Here is a 14,905-nt window from a genome sequence, read left to right on the forward strand (position 1 = left end):
TCCGGATTCTTGAGAAGCAGGGTGGCGGCTATACGGTATAAGCTGAATACATAGCTGAACAGACTGTTAAAAGCTTTATTTTTGAATAAGGAAAACAGGAAAACAAGGGCTTCAGGCTCTTAAGGAGGTAAGGTCATGCAGCAAACTTTTTTAATGGTAAAACCGGATGCCGTGAGGAGAGGCCTGATCGGGCGAATCGTGTCGCGATTCGAGGAAAAGGGATTTCAAATGGTCGCGGGCAAACTGATGGTGATTCCCGAAGAACTTGCCAGGAAACACTACAGCGAACATGAAGGCAAGCCTTTTTATAAAGACTTGATTTCTTTTATGACATCGGGTCCTGTCTTCGCCATGGTCTGGGAAGGCAATGACATTATCGATCTTTCAAGAATGATGATGGGTTCAACGGATCCCCAAAAAGCACTTCCAGGTACAATCCGCGGCGACTTTGCAAACCTTGTCAACCGCAATGTGATTCATGGATCCGATTCTCCTGAAAGCGCGGACCGGGAAATTCATCTCTTTTTTGATGATCACGAACTTGTCAAGTGCTGATTGCCTGATGGCGGAGGGGAGAGAACCTTAAGTTGGCGGATCAGGATTACGAACAATTTAAAAATCTATTCTTTCAGCTCACAGGGATTGATCTGTCCCTCTACAAAGAAGAACAGATGAAACGGCGCCTCAATACGCTGAGAGTCCGTAAGGGGATGCCTTCCTTTGTTACCTTTTTCCAGGAGATGAGAAAATCCGAACCCATGTTCAGTGAGTTTCTCGCCAAAATGACCATCAATGTTACGGAATTTTTTCGGAACAGGCAAAGATGGGATATTTTAGAAAATAAAATACGCCAATATTGTGTTAATCGGCGCTCTCTGCAAGTCTGGAGTGCTGCCTGTTCGACAGGAGAGGAAGCTTATTCGCTGGCGATGATACTTAGCAAATTTCTGCCTGACGGCCGGTTTTCCATAACCGCAAGTGACATTGATCAAGCCGTACTGGAAAAGGCCAGGGAGGGGCGCTATTTGGGCAGAGCCGTCGAATCGCTTACTCCTGAAGAGAGGAGCCGTTATTTCAGGAAAGACGGGCTTTTTTACTGCGTCGATGCAAAGCTGAAACAATCGATTCGGTTCATCCGACATGATTTGTTAAGTGATCCGGCTCCGGGAAAGTTTGATCTGGTTGTCTGCAGAAACGTCCTTATCTATTTTACTGAGGAAGGCAAGAAAAGGATTTACCATAAATTAAGCCATTCATTAAAAGAAAATGGAATTTTGTTTGTAGGGAGCACGGAACAAATTTTTCATCCTGAAACGTATCAACTGCGCTCGGCAGAAACATTTTTTTATGAAAAATCGGATATTGAGGGGTAATCACATGAGATTTTTGACTGCAGGTGAATCACACGGTCCGCAATTGACAGCCATTATCGAGGGGCTTCCCTCAGAGGTGGCTATTGACATTTCAGAAATCAACCGCGAACTGAAAAGGCGGCAGGGCGGCCACGGCCGCGGCCGCCGCATGATCATCGAATCCGATCAGGTGCAGATTCTCTCAGGTGTCCGCCACGGAAAAACGACGGGTGCGCCCGTGACTCTGGTCATTGAAAATCGCGACTGGGCGCACTGGCAGGATATAATGGGCACCCAGGTTCCGGAGGATACGGAGGAAATAAAAAAACAGGTGACCAAGCCCCGCCCGGGTCATGCCGATCTGAACGGGGGCATTAAATACAATCACAGAGATATGCGCAATGTTCTTGAACGATCATCAGCCCGCGAAACAGCGATTCGTGTGGCGGTCGGCGCCATAGCGAAGCAGTTTCTGAAACCGTTCGGTATCGACATAGCCGGTCGCGTCACGGAAATCGGCGGTGTCGCTGATGGTACGCCGCTGCCGGACAACATTGAAGAGATTAAAAAAACAACAGAGGCTTCGCCGGTACGCTGTCTCGATCCCGAAGCGGCCCGGAAAATGATCGAAGCGATCGACCGCGCGAAGGAAAATGGAGACTCGCTGGGCGGTATCGTCGAGGTTGTGGCAACGGGAGCACCGATCGGACTCGGAAGTCATGTCCACTATGACCGGAAGCTTGACGCGAGAATCGCCGGTGCGGTGCTCAGTATCAATGCTTTTAAGGGAGTTGAGTTCGGTATCGGTTTTGAAATGGCACACCGTCCCGGCAGCGATGTTCACGATGAGATTCTTTGGTCGGAAGAGGCGGGCTATACGCGGCGAACCAATCGTCTAGGCGGATTCGAAGGCGGTATGACGAACGGAATGCCGATCATCGTGCGCGGCGTCATGAAGCCGATTCCCACACTTTATAAACCGCTTCAGAGCGTAGATATTAACACGAAGGAACCGTTCAGCGCCAGCATCGAACGATCGGATAATTGCGCGGTGCCGGCGGCGAGCGTGGTCTGTGAAGCCGTTGTCGCCTGGGAACTGGCAAACGCGGTTTCTGAAAAATTTGGCGGAGACTGCCTGACCGATATGATGGCGGGGTACGCCGCCTATCGAAAACGTGCGGAGGCTTTCTGATGGAAACGCTGATGATCAGGACGCAGACCGGCAGTTATCCGATTTTTGTCGGGAAGGGGCTTTTGCCGAGGGCGGATGAACTGATAAAAGATGTTTATTCAAGCAGTTATATTATTACGGACAGTCATGTCGCACCAAGATATCTGAACGAGCTGGAGAAGACGCTCCGGAACAGGCAAGTTTTTCATTACATTGCCGAAGCAGGGGAGCAGTCTAAAAATCTTGCCGAATATAATCGGATTATTACCGATATGCTTGAAAAAAAACTGGACAGGAATACTTGCGTCATTGCACTAGGCGGCGGAGTGGTCGGAGATCTTGCCGGTTTCGTGGCCGCGACTTATCTGAGAGGCGTCGCTTTTCTGCAAATGCCGACAACGCTGCTCGCCCATGACAGCAGTGTCGGGGGAAAAGTAGGCATTGATCACGCTTTGGGAAAGAACCTGATCGGTGCCTTCTACCCGCCCGCAGCCGTCATTTACGACACGGCAACACTTGAAACATTGCCGTTTAGGGAGCTGCAGTCCGGTTTTGCCGAACTGATTAAGCACAGCCTGATCAGTTCTCCAGATTTTTATCAAGAGCTGAAAAAGGCGATACCTGAGCGATCTATGCTGACACCAGATGCAGTCGGATCTTTTCTCATACGCGGAATATCTGTAAAAGCTAAAATTGTCGAGCTTGACGAACATGAAAGCGGACCGCGCAAGTTTCTCAATTTCGGCCACACGCTTGGTCATGCACTTGAAAAGGAACTTGGTTTCGGCACGCTGACTCATGGAGAGGGCGTGGCCGTCGGCTCGCTCTTTGCACTGAAACTGAGCGAAGCCTATTACGGTCACCCGCTGCCTGTTAAAGAGTTGGCTGAATGGTATGTCAGGCTCGGTCTGCCGACCAAAGTTCCCGATGGGCTGACGGCAGAGGGGCTTATGGAACAAATGAAGTATGATAAGAAAAACAGGGACGGACACTATCATTTTGTTCTGATGAAATCCATTGGAAGGCCTGAAACAAGGCAGGTTCCGGAAAGTTTGGTCAGGGGGACGCTTTTCTCGTTCATGAATCATATGTTGACAGATTAAAATGAGTTGGCTATTATTAAACTACATCTTTGGGGAACAGTCGCCAGAGAGTCAGCCGGATTGTGTCACAGGATACGGTCGGCATGGATTGAGAGTTGAGAAAACAGAATGAGCTGAGTTGAGAAGAGCTGAGGGCTGAAAGATTGAACTTGAAAAATGATCCCGCAGGACTTCGCCTGCGGGTTTTTATTAACTTCTGATGGCCTCTTTGCTGAGCATTGAGCGTCACGCTCCCCTCTCTTAACCTCACCACGCTCATTCCTCAAAAAAGAGGAGTGGGAGAAATGTTTCAGGAAAAGTTGAAAGAATTAGTAAAAGGGAAGACTTTAACTGAGCAGGAAGCTGCGGAATTGATGGATGAAATCATGGAAGGGAAGGCCGATCCATGTCAGATTGCCGCCTTCCTGTCGCTCCTGAGCATGAGGGGCGAAACGGTAGATGAACTGACGGGATGCGTTCGGAGCATGAGGGCGCACGCAAAGCCGATACGCTATGATAAAGAATTGCTGGACATTGTCGGAACAGGCGGCGACGGCACGGCGACGTTCAATATTTCGACCGCCAGTGCCATTCTGCTATCCGGTCTTGGTGTTAACGTGGCCAAACACGGCAATCGGTCGGTTTCATCAACAAGCGGTGCCGCCGATGTGCTGGAAGCGCTCAGGATTCCCATTCAGTCGACTCCTGAACAGGCTGCGTCTCTTCTTGACCGCGCGCACATGTGCTTCTTGTTTGCCCCGTTGTACCACGCATCCATGAAATATGCGATTGCACCCCGAAAAGCACTCGGGTTCAGAACGATCTTCAACATGCTTGGGCCCTTGACCAATCCGGCGGGAGCGGAACGCCAGCTTCTGGGTGTCTACAGCAAGGAAGCAGCTGAAGCCTACGCAAACGCCATTGTGAAACTTGGCACACGAAGGTCGCTTGTCGTCACCGGTGATGACGGAATGGATGAGCTGACCATTGCCGGCCGTACCGAAGCGTATCTCATTGAAGATCATAAAATAAAATCTTTTTCGCTTGTCCCTGAAGATGTCGGGCTGAGCGCGGGCAGACTGGAAGAAATTCAAGTTGAGAACCCTGAAGAAAGCGCCGTTATGATCGAAGCGATCTTCTCAGGCGACACGCAAAACCGCACCGCTGTCAATGCAGTGCTGCTAAACGCCGGTGCCGGCCTGTACGTTGCCGGAAGGACGGATTCTATAGCCGAAGGCGTCCACGAGGCCAACCAGGCCGTTGATGATGGAAGAGCCCTGAAACAACTTAATCTCCTCCGGGCACAAGCGAAGGAAGTTTCCCATGTATAATAATATTCTTGATCGGATCTTAGAAACAAAGAAAGAGGAATTGGATGGATTTCAGATGCCGGAACCGATGCCGAGAAGTGAAAAGTATTCACTCAGAGAGGCGCTGAGTCGCCCGCATCACGCGCTCGGACTGATAGCCGAAGTTAAGCAGGCGTCGCCATCGAAGGGCCTTTTCCGGGAGAAAATGAATGTACCGGCCATCGCGGAGTCTTACGAACATGCCGGTGCGGATGCTGTCAGTGTTCTGACAGACAGGACTTATTTTCACGGATCGGCAGAGAACTTGATTAAGGTCAGAAAGTCTGTCAGGCTTCCCGTACTTCGAAAGGATTTTATCATTGACGAGCGCCAGATTGAGGAAGCCTTCCGGATCGGTGCGGACGCTGTCCTGCTGATTGCTGCCGCACTTGAGCCGGATCTTCTGTACGAACTTTATCTTGCAGCACGGGAGAGGGGACTTGAATCACTCGTTGAAGTGCACCGGATCGAGGAGGCTGAAGCTGTTCTGTCCAAATTTACACCTGAAATTATGGGCGTGAACAACCGGGATCTGAAAACGTTTGAGACGAAACTGGAAGTCACTGCAGCGCTACAGGGAACAATTCCCGAAGACGTCGTCTTAGTCAGTGAATCAGGTGTTCAGTCGGCGGCAGATGTGATGTACTTGAAGAATCACGGGGCAGATGCGGCGCTCGTCGGTGAAGTATTGATTCGTGCGCATTCACCGAGAGAGAAAGTGCGGGAACTGTTCGGCAGGGAAGTGAATGAGCATGCGGCCCGTGCTTAAATACTGCGGCAACCACTCGCTGTCCGATATTAAGGTAACAATGGCGAGCCAAGCAGATTACCTCGGTTTTATTTTTACTCCAAGAAGTAAACGGACTGTGCGGCCGGATCAGGTCGCGGAATGGTTGGAAGATGTCGGTGGGATAAAGAAAAAAAAGCTTGTCGGTGTCTTTGCGGATGATTCCATCGAGCTGATTGAGAAAGTTTTGCAAATCGTTCCCCTTCACGTGATTCAACTGCACGGTGAAGAACAGCCCCCGTACGTGGAGCAAGTCAAGTCAAGAACAGGCAAAACGGTTTGGAAGGCGCTTCACCATGAAAAGGGGACACCTGAAAAGATGCGCTGGTATGCAGGTCTTGCCGATGGGTATGTCATTGATACAAAAGTTAAAGGCGCCATTGGCGGGACGGGCGTTTCATTTGACTGGGACAGTGTGCCCGGCTACATGGCGGAATCAACCCGTCAGCATGCGGAGTGTCTGATTGCAGGCGGGATATCGCCTGAAAATATTGAAAGTCTGCTCAGTCAGAATCCGGTTGGCATCGACATTGCGTCGGGAATAGAGACGAACTTTCGAAAAGATGGCAGACTTATCCGGAAAATTGAAGAAAAGGTGAGGATGCAAAATGATCAGGCAGCCACAGATTGAAAATATAAAAGAGGACGGCGGGAAAGGGCGCTACGGCGAGTTCGGAGGCCAATATGTACCCGAAACGCTGATGCACGCCTTGCTTGAGCTTGAAAAAGGGTTCGATGAAGCGATTCACGACACTTCATTCTTAAAAGAATATCGCGAGATTCTTCATGACTATTCCGGCCGCCCTACCCCGGTGACGTATTGCGAACGGCTCAGTCAGAGGATCGGCGGGGCGCAGATTTATCTGAAACGTGAAGACTTGAACCATACCGGGGCTCATAAAATTAACAACGCGGTGGGCCAGGCTCTTCTCGCGCGACGGATGGGGAAGAAACGGATGATCGCTGAAACCGGTGCAGGTCAGCATGGTGTCGCTACGGCAACTGTTGCGGCTTATTTCGGTATGCCGTGCAAAGTATTTATGGGCGTGGTGGATGTTGAACGGCAGGCACTCAATGTGTTCCGAATGAGACTTCTCGGAGCGGAGGTTGTTCCGGTTTCAAGCGGAAACGGAACGCTGAAAGACGCGATCAACGAAGCGCTGCGGTACTGGGCGGCAAATGTTGAGGACACGGCATACATTGACGGATCGGTTGTCGGGCCGCATCCCTATCCAATGATTGTTCGCGATTTTCAGCGGATCATCGGCGACGAGGCGCGCGCGCAGATGATTGAAAAAACGGGGAAGCTTCCTGATGCCGCCTGCGCCTGTGTCGGCGGCGGAAGCAATGCAATGGGGCTGTTTACTGCTTTTCTAAATGATCCTGTGGCTCTTTATGGGGCCGAAGCCGGAGGAAAAGGAACGGACACGCCGGAACACGCCGCGACGCTTACCAAAGGGCGTCCGGGGGTCATTCACGGCGCGATGACTTATCTGCTTCAGGATCAAAACGGGCAGATTATTGAGCCCTATTCAATATCCGCCGGCCTTGACTATCCGGGTATCGGTCCGGAACATGCTCATCTTGCTAAATCGGGCCGGGCCTGCTATGAAGCCGTCACAGATCAAGAGGCCATAGACGCACTGATGACTCTGAGCGAAAAAGAGGGTATTCTGCCGGCGCTGGAGAGCGCGCACGGTCTTGCACTGGCGATGAAAAAAGCAAAAACAATGCAGACCGATCAGTCGATACTGGTCTGCCTTTCCGGCCGCGGGGACAAGGACGTCAATACGATTCTGCATGTACTCGATGAAGCAAAGACAGATCAAGGAGGCAGGAAATGATGAACCGTATGAGTAATTATATGAACAAAAAGCAGGATATGATGTTTATTCCATTTATAACAGCGGGAGATCCTTCCGAGGACGCAACCGTCGAGCTGGCTTTTATGCTGCAGTCCGTCGGAGCGTGTGCGCTTGAACTGGGTATTCCCTATTCCGACCCGCTCGCCGACGGACCAGTAATACAGAGGGCATCCAAACGTGCGCTTTCAAAAGGAATGTCACTGCTCGGCGCACTTCAGCTTGTGAAAAAAATACGGCTGAGGGGAGTGAAAATTCCGGTTATCATATTTACATACTGCAACCTTCTGTTACAATTAGGTGAAGAGACCTTTTTTCGAGAAGCGAAGGAAAACGAGATTGACGGACTGCTCGTCCCTGATCTGCCATTCGAGGAAAGCAGAGGTCTTGCAGAACGGTGCATTAACCACGGGATCAGCTTAATCTCACTTGTCGCGCCGACTACTTCTGAGCAAAGAATGGGAAAAATCGGTGCATCTGCGCAAGGTTTTCTGTATTGTGTATCCTCACTCGGCGTGACCGGTGTCCGAAAAAAGTTCCATCCGGACGTTTTCCCTTTTCTCGAACGGGTTCGTGCGGCATGTGAACTGCCGATCGCGGTGGGATTTGGCATTTCTTCAAACGAACAAGTGGATGAACTGCGCGGGCATGCCGACGGCTTTATTGTCGGGAGCGCCATTGTGTCCCAAATTGAAAGGCGAGCGGATCGGCTTCAAAAATCAGAATCCCTTTCACCCGCTGTTGAAGAAATACGCGAGTATCTGTTGAATACATTGCTTGGCAAACATAAGGTGGGTAAGAATCATGAAAGAACAGCTCAGCAGGCTGAAACCTTATCAACCGGGAAAACAGGTTGACGAAGTACGGAGAGAATACGGACTGGATAGAATCGAGAAACTGGCGTCAAATGAAAACCCTTTTGGTTCGTCGCCCGGAGCGAAGCAGGCGATTGAAAAAGGCCTCACTGAGTTGATGATTTATCCTGACGGGCATGCCGCTGATCTTCGTGGAAAAGTCAGCAGGTTTCTGAATGTCCGGCCTGATTGCCTGATCTTCGGCAACGGCAGTGACGAGATTCTGCATATGGTGAGCCGCGCTTTTATCGAGCCGGGAACGAACAGCATCATGGCGGATCCGACTTTTTCCCAATATAAACGCAATGTGATCATTGAGGGCGGGGAGGCTCGTGAAGTTCCTCTCGATAGCGAAGGAAATCATGATCTTGAACGGATGCTCTCATTGATTGATGATCGAACTCGGGTCATTTGGATCTGCAATCCGAATAACCCGACCGGCCGTTCTATTGACCGTGAAACATTTATTTCTTTTATGGAGCGGGTTCCGAAAAATATTGTTGTCGTATCGGACGAAGCATATTCTGAATATGTCACATCAGAAAACTATCCAAATACGATTGATTTTATAGATCGCTTTCCAAACCTAATAGCAACACACACTTTTTCAAAAATCTATGGATTGGCCGGTCTCCGGATCGGGTACGGAGTTGCTCACTCAGTTTTGATTTCCGAGCTTGAACATGTCCGTGATCCTTTCAACGTCTCGCGTCTCTCACAGGCGGCAGCCGCGGCGGCGCTTGATGATCAGAACTTTGTCCGTGAATGCGCCGAGCGGAACGCTGAAGGAAAAAAACAGTATTATGATTTTTGTAAAGAAACCGGCATACACTATTTTCCGACGGACACCAATTTTATTCTGATGGAAATCGGCGATTCCGGAGAAGACGTCTTCCAATACATGGTTCGAAATGGTTATATCATCCGTTCGGGATCCGCTTTGGGCTGCCCCGAGTATGTACGGATCACAATTGGTACAAAAGAGCAGAATGCCGCCATTATTAAATTGCTGAAGGATTACGTCTCATGCAAACAACCGTCCTGATCGCCGGCTTGGGCCTTATCGGTGGGTCAATCGCCGAATCCATACGTTCCGCTCATTCCGACGTGAAAATTATCGGCTTTGATCAAAATAAAAAAACAATGGAAGAGGGCATCCGCCGGCACGTCATCGACGAGTCTGCGGAGAGCTTTCCGAAAAGTGCGTCTGCGGCCGATATCATCATACTTGCAGCTCCGGTATCCGCAATTATTGCGATGATTGAGGAGCTGGGAAGAACAGAACTTAAACCTGGAACGATCGTGACCGATGTCGGAAGCACGAAACGCTTGATCAAGCTTCAGGCTGATTACTATTTAAAAGGACGCTGTCATTTCATAGGCGGACATCCGATGGCGGGCTCTCACAAGAGCGGTGTATCCGCGGCGCGTGCCAATTTATTTGAAAATGCCTATTACTTTCTGATTGCAGAAAAGGATCAGGAATCGGCACCGATGCAGAAACTTGAGAATTTATTGTCCGGGACTCACGCAAAGTTTTTTCGTGTGACACCGGAAATTCATGATCAGATCGTCGGGCTGATCAGCCATTTTCCTCATTTGATTGCATCCGCGCTGGTTCATCATCTGGAGAATCATCCGATACAGGGGATTAATCTGCGTCTTCTTGCCGCCGGCGGTTTTCGCGATATTACGCGTATTGCGTCCTCGGATCCGACAATGTGGACAGATACGGTCATAAGCAACCGCGATGATCTGCTCGATCTGCTGGATGAGTGGACCAGAAGCATGGAACAATTGAAAAATTTACTGATGGAAGGAAACAGACCGTCCATTCATGATTTTTTTCGAAAAGCCAAGCTATTCCGTGACGGCTTTCCTAAAAAAGAGAAGGGTGCGATTCCCGGTTATTACGATCTGTTCATAGACGTCCCGGACAAACCGGACACGATATCAACAGTGACCGGTTATGTAGGCGGTGCAGGAATCAATTTGACGAATATTGAGATTATCGAGGCAAGAGAAAATATCATGGGCGTGATGCGGCTCACGTTCCAGGATGCGGATCAGCGGGATAAAGCCCGCGCCATTTTGCAGCAGAAGGGCTATCATACATATCTGAATGATTAACGGGTGATTGATGTGACGGACTTAGAATTTAAGGGCAGCGGAAAACCTTTGAACGGGGAACTGAAAATGCCGGGCGACAAATCGATCTCGCACCGAGCTGTCATTTTCGGGGCTATCGCCCATGGAGTGACGACCGTGGAGGGCTTCCTGCGCGGCAACGACTGTATCAGCACACTTCAATGTATGCGCGCACTCGGGGTGCAGATTGATGAATCCGGCGACCATCTGACGATCAATGGACAAGGCTTTGACGGCCTGAGCGAACCGAATCGTGTTCTGGATGTCGGTAATTCCGGCACAACAATTCGTCTGCTCTCCGGATTGTTGAGCGCACTGCCTTTTTATTCGGTGCTTGCGGGCGACGTGTCCATTCACAGACGTCCTATGGGCCGGGTGATCAGGCCTTTGATGGAAATGGGCGCCGATTTGTGGGGACGGAGCGGAGACAGTTACGCGCCAATCTCGATTAAAGGAAGAAAGCTTCATCCTATTGACTATCATTTGCCTGTCGCCAGCGCCCAGGTAAAAAGCGCTCTGATCCTGGCCGGGTTACAGACAGAAGGAAAAACAACGCTGACCGAGCCGGGTGCATCGCGTGACCATACTGAGCGCATGCTCAGAGCATTTGGAGGCACGATCCGGACAGAGGGACTTGTGCATGAACTGGTCGGTCCCCAGTATCTGACAGGGACCGACATTCGTGTTCCTGGGGATTTCTCTTCCGCGGCCTTTTTTATCGCTGCAGCTCTGCTGACACCAGACAGTCATCTGGTTCTGCGTTCCGTTGGCATGAATCCGACACGAACGGGAATGATTGTGGTTCTGGAGAAAATGGGGGCTAAAGTCAGTTTAGTCAATAAAAAGGAATGGAACGGCGAGCCGGTTTGCGACATCGTGATCGATCATGCACAACTTCGGGCAGCCGAAATCGGGGGAGCCCTGATCCCGCAACTCATTGACGAGATTCCGATATTGGCGCTTATTGCAACGGAGGCTGAAGGAACAACAGTAATCAGGGATGCTTCGGAGCTGAAAGTCAAAGAAACGAACAGAATACGGACCACTGTTGACGAATTGAAGAGGATCGGAGCGGATATCGAGGAAACTGAAGACGGCATGATCATTCATGGCCATCCCGGCCGTCGCTTCTCAGGGGGGCCTGCCGATAGTTCCGGCGATCATCGGATTGGCATGATGCTGGCCGTTGCCTCTCAGAAATCCGATGCACCGGTAGTAGTCCGTCAGGCAGAAGCCATCGCTGTCTCTTTTCCGACATTCCGCGACCAGCTTGCTCAGATTCAGAGATAAAAATTATTCAAAAAACGCAGGCGAATCAACCCTATTCTTCTAAGGCTAGGGTTCTTTTGCGCGTCCGGGATTTAATTCTTGATGGGACGTACTATTTTTACTAAGATAAGTGTAGAAGAGAAAAATGAGACGATGGTGTGATTTGGGGAGGAATAGAGTAATGAAACATTTGGAGACGGCCAATGCGCTTCTGGCGAGCGGACAAACTAAAGAAGGGCTGAAACTGCTTGAAGAAATGCTCAGGGATGCGGATGATGATACCGTTTATGGTGCGGCTTCGATCTATCAGCAATTCGGCTTTCTCGAAGAAGCGGAGCAAGCTTACGCGACATTGCTCAGAAGATATCCGAACGATAGCGGGCTTCTGCTCCAAATTTCCGACCTTTTAATTGATAAGAATGAGGAAAATCGCGCCATTGATTATCTTTTGAAGATCCATCCCCTGGACGAAAACTACTTGAGCGCGCAGGTGTCACTCGCAGATCTGTATCAGATAGAGGGCCTGGATGAGGCTGCCGAAAAAAGGCTTCTTGGAGCCCTAAAGATGGCACCCCATGAACCTGTTCTGCTCCTGGCGCTCGGTGAGTTTTATCTTTCAAACGGACAGGCAAGAAAGGCGGTTGATTTTTTCGAAACAATCAGAGGGAATAGCGAACTTGCCAATCAGAATGTCGACATGAAACTGGCTGAAGCACTGAGTCTTTGCGGGGAATTTGAACAGTCCATCAAGGCGTACAGATTGGGTCTGAAGAAAGAAAAGACATTGGATGGATTATTTGGCTATGCCGTGACGGCAACGCGGATCGGACATTTCAAGACGGCTATAAAGGCACTTGAAGAGCTGCGGGAACTCGACCCCGGATACAGCACGCTCTATCCGGTTCTTGCCCGCGCCTACCAGCATGAAGGGGATCTTAATCTGGCACTGAAGACGGTTGAGGAAGGGCTTGCTGCGGATGAATACAATGATCGTCTTTACAAGGAAGCAGGGGAGCTTGCGCTTAAAGTTCACCATTCTGAAAAAGCGGCTTATTATTTTAAAAAATGGCATGAGCATGATCCGGAAAATATAGAAGCCCTGACACGCATGGTTGAGCTTGATGCACAGCATGAAAACTACGAATCCATAGTCGATCTGCTTAGTCCTACAAATCCGGACGATCCGATGCTGATCTGGTTTTTGGCGACTGCCTGCAATCGCACGGATGAGCCCGGTAAAGCCGGAGCTTATTATGCTGCATGCCATTCCGCCTTTTCAGACAACCCTGAATTTCTTCAGGAATATGGGGAATATTTGATAGAGACGGGAAAAAGGAAAGACGCTCTCGGAGTGCTGGAGAAGGCGGCGCGCCTCGCCCCGGAAAATCAGGATTTGGCTTTATTTGTTGAACGATTAAAGCAGGATGATTGAGAGTGAGCGGAGAATATGATATATAGAGAGTGAAGGCACACGTTTCTTGAATTCCGGAGAGGGGATGATAGAATGGAGCAGATCGTGTCGAATGTAGAAAAGAAAGCTTTCTTAAAATGGCTGTTGGAACGTCGCGAATTGAAGAATCGCGAGACGATTTGGCTGTTGAATTATCTGATGAGCAATGAAAAGCTGCTGGGTCTGATCCATTTTGTGGATAGCATAACAGGATGCAACCGGGCGATGACGATTTCCGAAAAAAAGAACGGTCCTGAAGACTTTGAATATGCTAAAGCGACCGTTCGTACAAGTGATCCGGAAAAAGCCTTCCATGACCTCAGACTGAATCAGGATGAGGCGGTTTATGTCAAAGTTGATCTTTCGTCGGCGCGTTATTATCCCGAGTATTTTTCGGTTCTTGAGGAAAATCCGAATATGGATGAAACGGTGCATAAAAAATATGGGCGGGCAGCTGAAGATGCTGCAGGAGCTGCCGAAAGAGCTTACACGGAAAAAAAACTGTATGAGGAGATCAATGATGCGCTCGACCGGGGCGATGCCGAGCGATTTTATCAACTGACCGAACGACTAAGAGCACTCAGAAGTTAAACTTTTCTTTTGTTCCATAACGAATCGTTGCGCTCTTATGGATGAGGAAGTTATGATGGTTAGCGTTCAAAATTGTCTGATTTCTGATTCAGTTCATTGAAATTGCCTCCTCACGACCGGTGTCCCATGAACACCGGTCTACTCTTGTCCCTTTTTTCATATAATGTCGTAAGGAAGAAAGGGAGGGCAAGCGATGAAAACTGAATTTGCGGCTGTTCTACTCTGCCTCATGTTCTTTTTTATAGGTCCTCATTATGGATATGCCCGGACATCCGATAAGAATATTCACGAGCAGGAACTGAATAATCTGTCCGATCGGATTTTCCAGTATGCGGATGCAAATCAGGAGGATGCAGCGAAAAATCTATTAAGTGAATTTGATCGAACCTGGAGCACTTCGGAGACGGCTTATCCCGACGAGGATGGACGGATCGTCGGCACAGTCGCGCTCCGGCTGAAAATTCTGCTTGATTCAGGGGGTAATTCCAGCGAGATCAGGGATGCGGCCATTGCGCTGCGCCTTTGTGTTGATGCGCTGACCACAAGCGGCAGTCCTCTGTGGAAAGCCATGCGGTCTCAGGTTTTAGGGCCGATTAAGGGAATGCAAACATCATTGAAAAATCAGGATTATCCAGGCTTTCAAGCAGAACTGAACCAGTTTCTTGACAGTTACGCACTCATTTATCCTTCTATGATGATTGACGGCAATCCCGAAGGTGTAATCGTGGTCAACAAAAGTGTGAATGCTTTCGCCGATCAGCGCATGAGCACGATTCAGGACAAAATGCGTATTCAACAACTGACTTTGATCGAGAAGGAACTGGCAGGTGTTTTCGACAGATCACCTGCTTCGACGATCGACAGTCTTTCCCCGCTAATCCTGGCCGTCGGCAGTTTCCTGTTGTTTGTGCTTATCTATGTTTCGCTTCGCAAGTACTTTGGAGAACGATTTAAACGCAGAAAAGAAATACGATGACTGCACAGTGCATA

At 49.6% G+C, this 14,905-nt stretch carries 15 protein-coding genes; all 15 read left to right on the forward strand.

The genetic code is table 11. The features are described from left to right. Positions 1–135 precede the first annotated feature (135 nt). The 15 genes from ndk to IEX81_RS04670 all read left to right on the forward strand — a co-directional run bounded on the left by ndk (position 136) and on the right by IEX81_RS04670 (position 14,891). Entirely contained in the window at positions 136–555 is a 420-nt protein-coding gene (gene ndk / locus IEX81_RS04600; protein ID WP_188801897.1) for a nucleoside-diphosphate kinase, read from the forward strand. Positions 556–587: 32 nt separating this feature from the next. After that, on the forward strand, positions 588–1,373 hold the full coding sequence (locus tag IEX81_RS04605) for a CheR family methyltransferase (protein WP_229727472.1): 786 nt from the start codon (positions 588–590) through the stop codon (positions 1,371–1,373). A gap of 4 nt (positions 1,374–1,377) precedes the next feature. Beyond that, positions 1,378–2,544: a chorismate synthase gene (gene aroC, locus IEX81_RS04610; protein ID WP_188801898.1), complete on the forward strand. Its 1,167-nt coding sequence runs from the start codon at positions 1,378–1,380 to the stop codon at positions 2,542–2,544. Further along, a complete protein-coding gene (aroB, locus tag IEX81_RS04615) occupies positions 2,544–3,626 on the forward strand; it encodes a 3-dehydroquinate synthase (RefSeq protein ID WP_188801899.1) in 1,083 nt (360 codons plus the stop codon). The genes aroC and aroB overlap by 1 nt, the downstream gene beginning before the upstream one ends. 284 nt (positions 3,627–3,910) lie before the next feature. Beyond that, positions 3,911–4,936 (forward strand): anthranilate phosphoribosyltransferase, encoded by a 1,026-nt coding sequence (gene trpD / locus IEX81_RS04620; protein WP_188801900.1) that lies wholly within the window; start codon positions 3,911–3,913, stop codon positions 4,934–4,936. Beyond that, on the forward strand, positions 4,929–5,723 hold the full coding sequence (trpC, locus tag IEX81_RS04625; protein WP_188801901.1) for an indole-3-glycerol phosphate synthase TrpC: 795 nt from the start codon (positions 4,929–4,931) through the stop codon (positions 5,721–5,723). Before trpD ends, trpC begins: the two co-directional genes overlap by 8 nt. Continuing rightward, positions 5,701–6,372, forward strand: coding sequence for a phosphoribosylanthranilate isomerase (locus IEX81_RS04630; protein ID WP_308424062.1), 672 nt, complete (start codon positions 5,701–5,703; stop codon positions 6,370–6,372). The genes trpC and IEX81_RS04630 overlap by 23 nt, the downstream gene beginning before the upstream one ends. Then, positions 6,350–7,585 (forward strand): tryptophan synthase subunit beta, encoded by a 1,236-nt coding sequence (trpB, locus tag IEX81_RS04635; protein WP_188801902.1) that lies wholly within the window; start codon positions 6,350–6,352, stop codon positions 7,583–7,585. Before IEX81_RS04630 ends, trpB begins: the two co-directional genes overlap by 23 nt. Further along, entirely contained in the window at positions 7,585–8,460 is an 876-nt protein-coding gene (gene trpA, locus IEX81_RS04640; protein ID WP_188801903.1) for a tryptophan synthase subunit alpha, read from the forward strand. Before trpB ends, trpA begins: the two co-directional genes overlap by 1 nt. Further along, entirely contained in the window at positions 8,408–9,502 is a 1,095-nt protein-coding gene (hisC, locus tag IEX81_RS04645) for a histidinol-phosphate transaminase (protein ID WP_188801904.1), read from the forward strand. Before trpA ends, hisC begins: the two co-directional genes overlap by 53 nt. Further along, entirely contained in the window at positions 9,484–10,587 is a 1,104-nt protein-coding gene (locus IEX81_RS04650; protein ID WP_188801905.1) for a prephenate dehydrogenase, read from the forward strand. The genes hisC and IEX81_RS04650 overlap by 19 nt, the downstream gene beginning before the upstream one ends. 12 nt (positions 10,588–10,599) lie before the next feature. Continuing rightward, positions 10,600–11,895 (forward strand): 3-phosphoshikimate 1-carboxyvinyltransferase, encoded by a 1,296-nt coding sequence (aroA, locus tag IEX81_RS04655; protein ID WP_188802094.1) that lies wholly within the window; start codon positions 10,600–10,602, stop codon positions 11,893–11,895. A 160-nt stretch (positions 11,896–12,055) separates the two neighbouring features. Then, positions 12,056–13,306, forward strand: coding sequence for a tetratricopeptide repeat protein (locus IEX81_RS04660; RefSeq protein WP_188801906.1), 1,251 nt, complete (start codon positions 12,056–12,058; stop codon positions 13,304–13,306). 72 nt (positions 13,307–13,378) lie between these two features. Beyond that, positions 13,379–13,915, forward strand: a complete 537-nt coding sequence (locus IEX81_RS04665; protein ID WP_188801907.1) for a YpiB family protein — start codon at positions 13,379–13,381, stop codon at positions 13,913–13,915. Between the two features lie 193 nt (positions 13,916–14,108). Continuing rightward, positions 14,109–14,891, forward strand: coding sequence for a sporulation protein YpjB (locus IEX81_RS04670; protein ID WP_188801908.1), 783 nt, complete (start codon positions 14,109–14,111; stop codon positions 14,889–14,891). The last annotated feature ends 14 nt before the right edge of the window (positions 14,892–14,905 follow it).

It is taken from the genome of Sporolactobacillus putidus (assembly GCF_014647035.1).
Lineage (GTDB): Bacteria > Bacillota > Bacilli > Bacillales > Sporolactobacillaceae > Sporolactobacillus > Sporolactobacillus putidus.

Excerpts from the sequence above, each read along its gene's own strand:
- aroC (WP_188801898.1), top strand. The coding sequence starts at position 1,378 with ATGAGATTTTTGACTGCAGGTGAATCACACGGTCCGCAATTGACAGCC.
- trpD (WP_188801900.1), top strand. The coding sequence starts at position 3,911 with ATGTTTCAGGAAAAGTTGAAAGAATTAGTAAAAGGGAAGACTTTAACT.
- aroB (WP_188801899.1), top strand. The coding sequence starts at position 2,544 with ATGGAAACGCTGATGATCAGGACGCAGACCGGCAGTTATCCGATTTTT.
- IEX81_RS04630 (WP_308424062.1), top strand. The coding sequence starts at position 5,701 with ATGAGCATGCGGCCCGTGCTTAAATACTGCGGCAACCACTCGCTGTCC.
- trpC (WP_188801901.1), top strand. The coding sequence starts at position 4,929 with ATGTATAATAATATTCTTGATCGGATCTTAGAAACAAAGAAAGAGGAA.
- trpA (WP_188801903.1), top strand. The coding sequence starts at position 7,585 with ATGAACCGTATGAGTAATTATATGAACAAAAAGCAGGATATGATGTTT.
- ndk (WP_188801897.1), top strand. The coding sequence starts at position 136 with ATGCAGCAAACTTTTTTAATGGTAAAACCGGATGCCGTGAGGAGAGGC.
- IEX81_RS04670 (WP_188801908.1), top strand. The coding sequence starts at position 14,109 with ATGAAAACTGAATTTGCGGCTGTTCTACTCTGCCTCATGTTCTTTTTT.
- IEX81_RS04660 (WP_188801906.1), top strand. The coding sequence starts at position 12,056 with ATGAAACATTTGGAGACGGCCAATGCGCTTCTGGCGAGCGGACAAACT.
- IEX81_RS04650 (WP_188801905.1), top strand. The coding sequence starts at position 9,484 with ATGCAAACAACCGTCCTGATCGCCGGCTTGGGCCTTATCGGTGGGTCA.
- trpB (WP_188801902.1), top strand. The coding sequence starts at position 6,350 with ATGATCAGGCAGCCACAGATTGAAAATATAAAAGAGGACGGCGGGAAA.
- hisC (WP_188801904.1), top strand. The coding sequence starts at position 8,408 with ATGAAAGAACAGCTCAGCAGGCTGAAACCTTATCAACCGGGAAAACAG.
- IEX81_RS04665 (WP_188801907.1), top strand. The coding sequence starts at position 13,379 with ATGGAGCAGATCGTGTCGAATGTAGAAAAGAAAGCTTTCTTAAAATGG.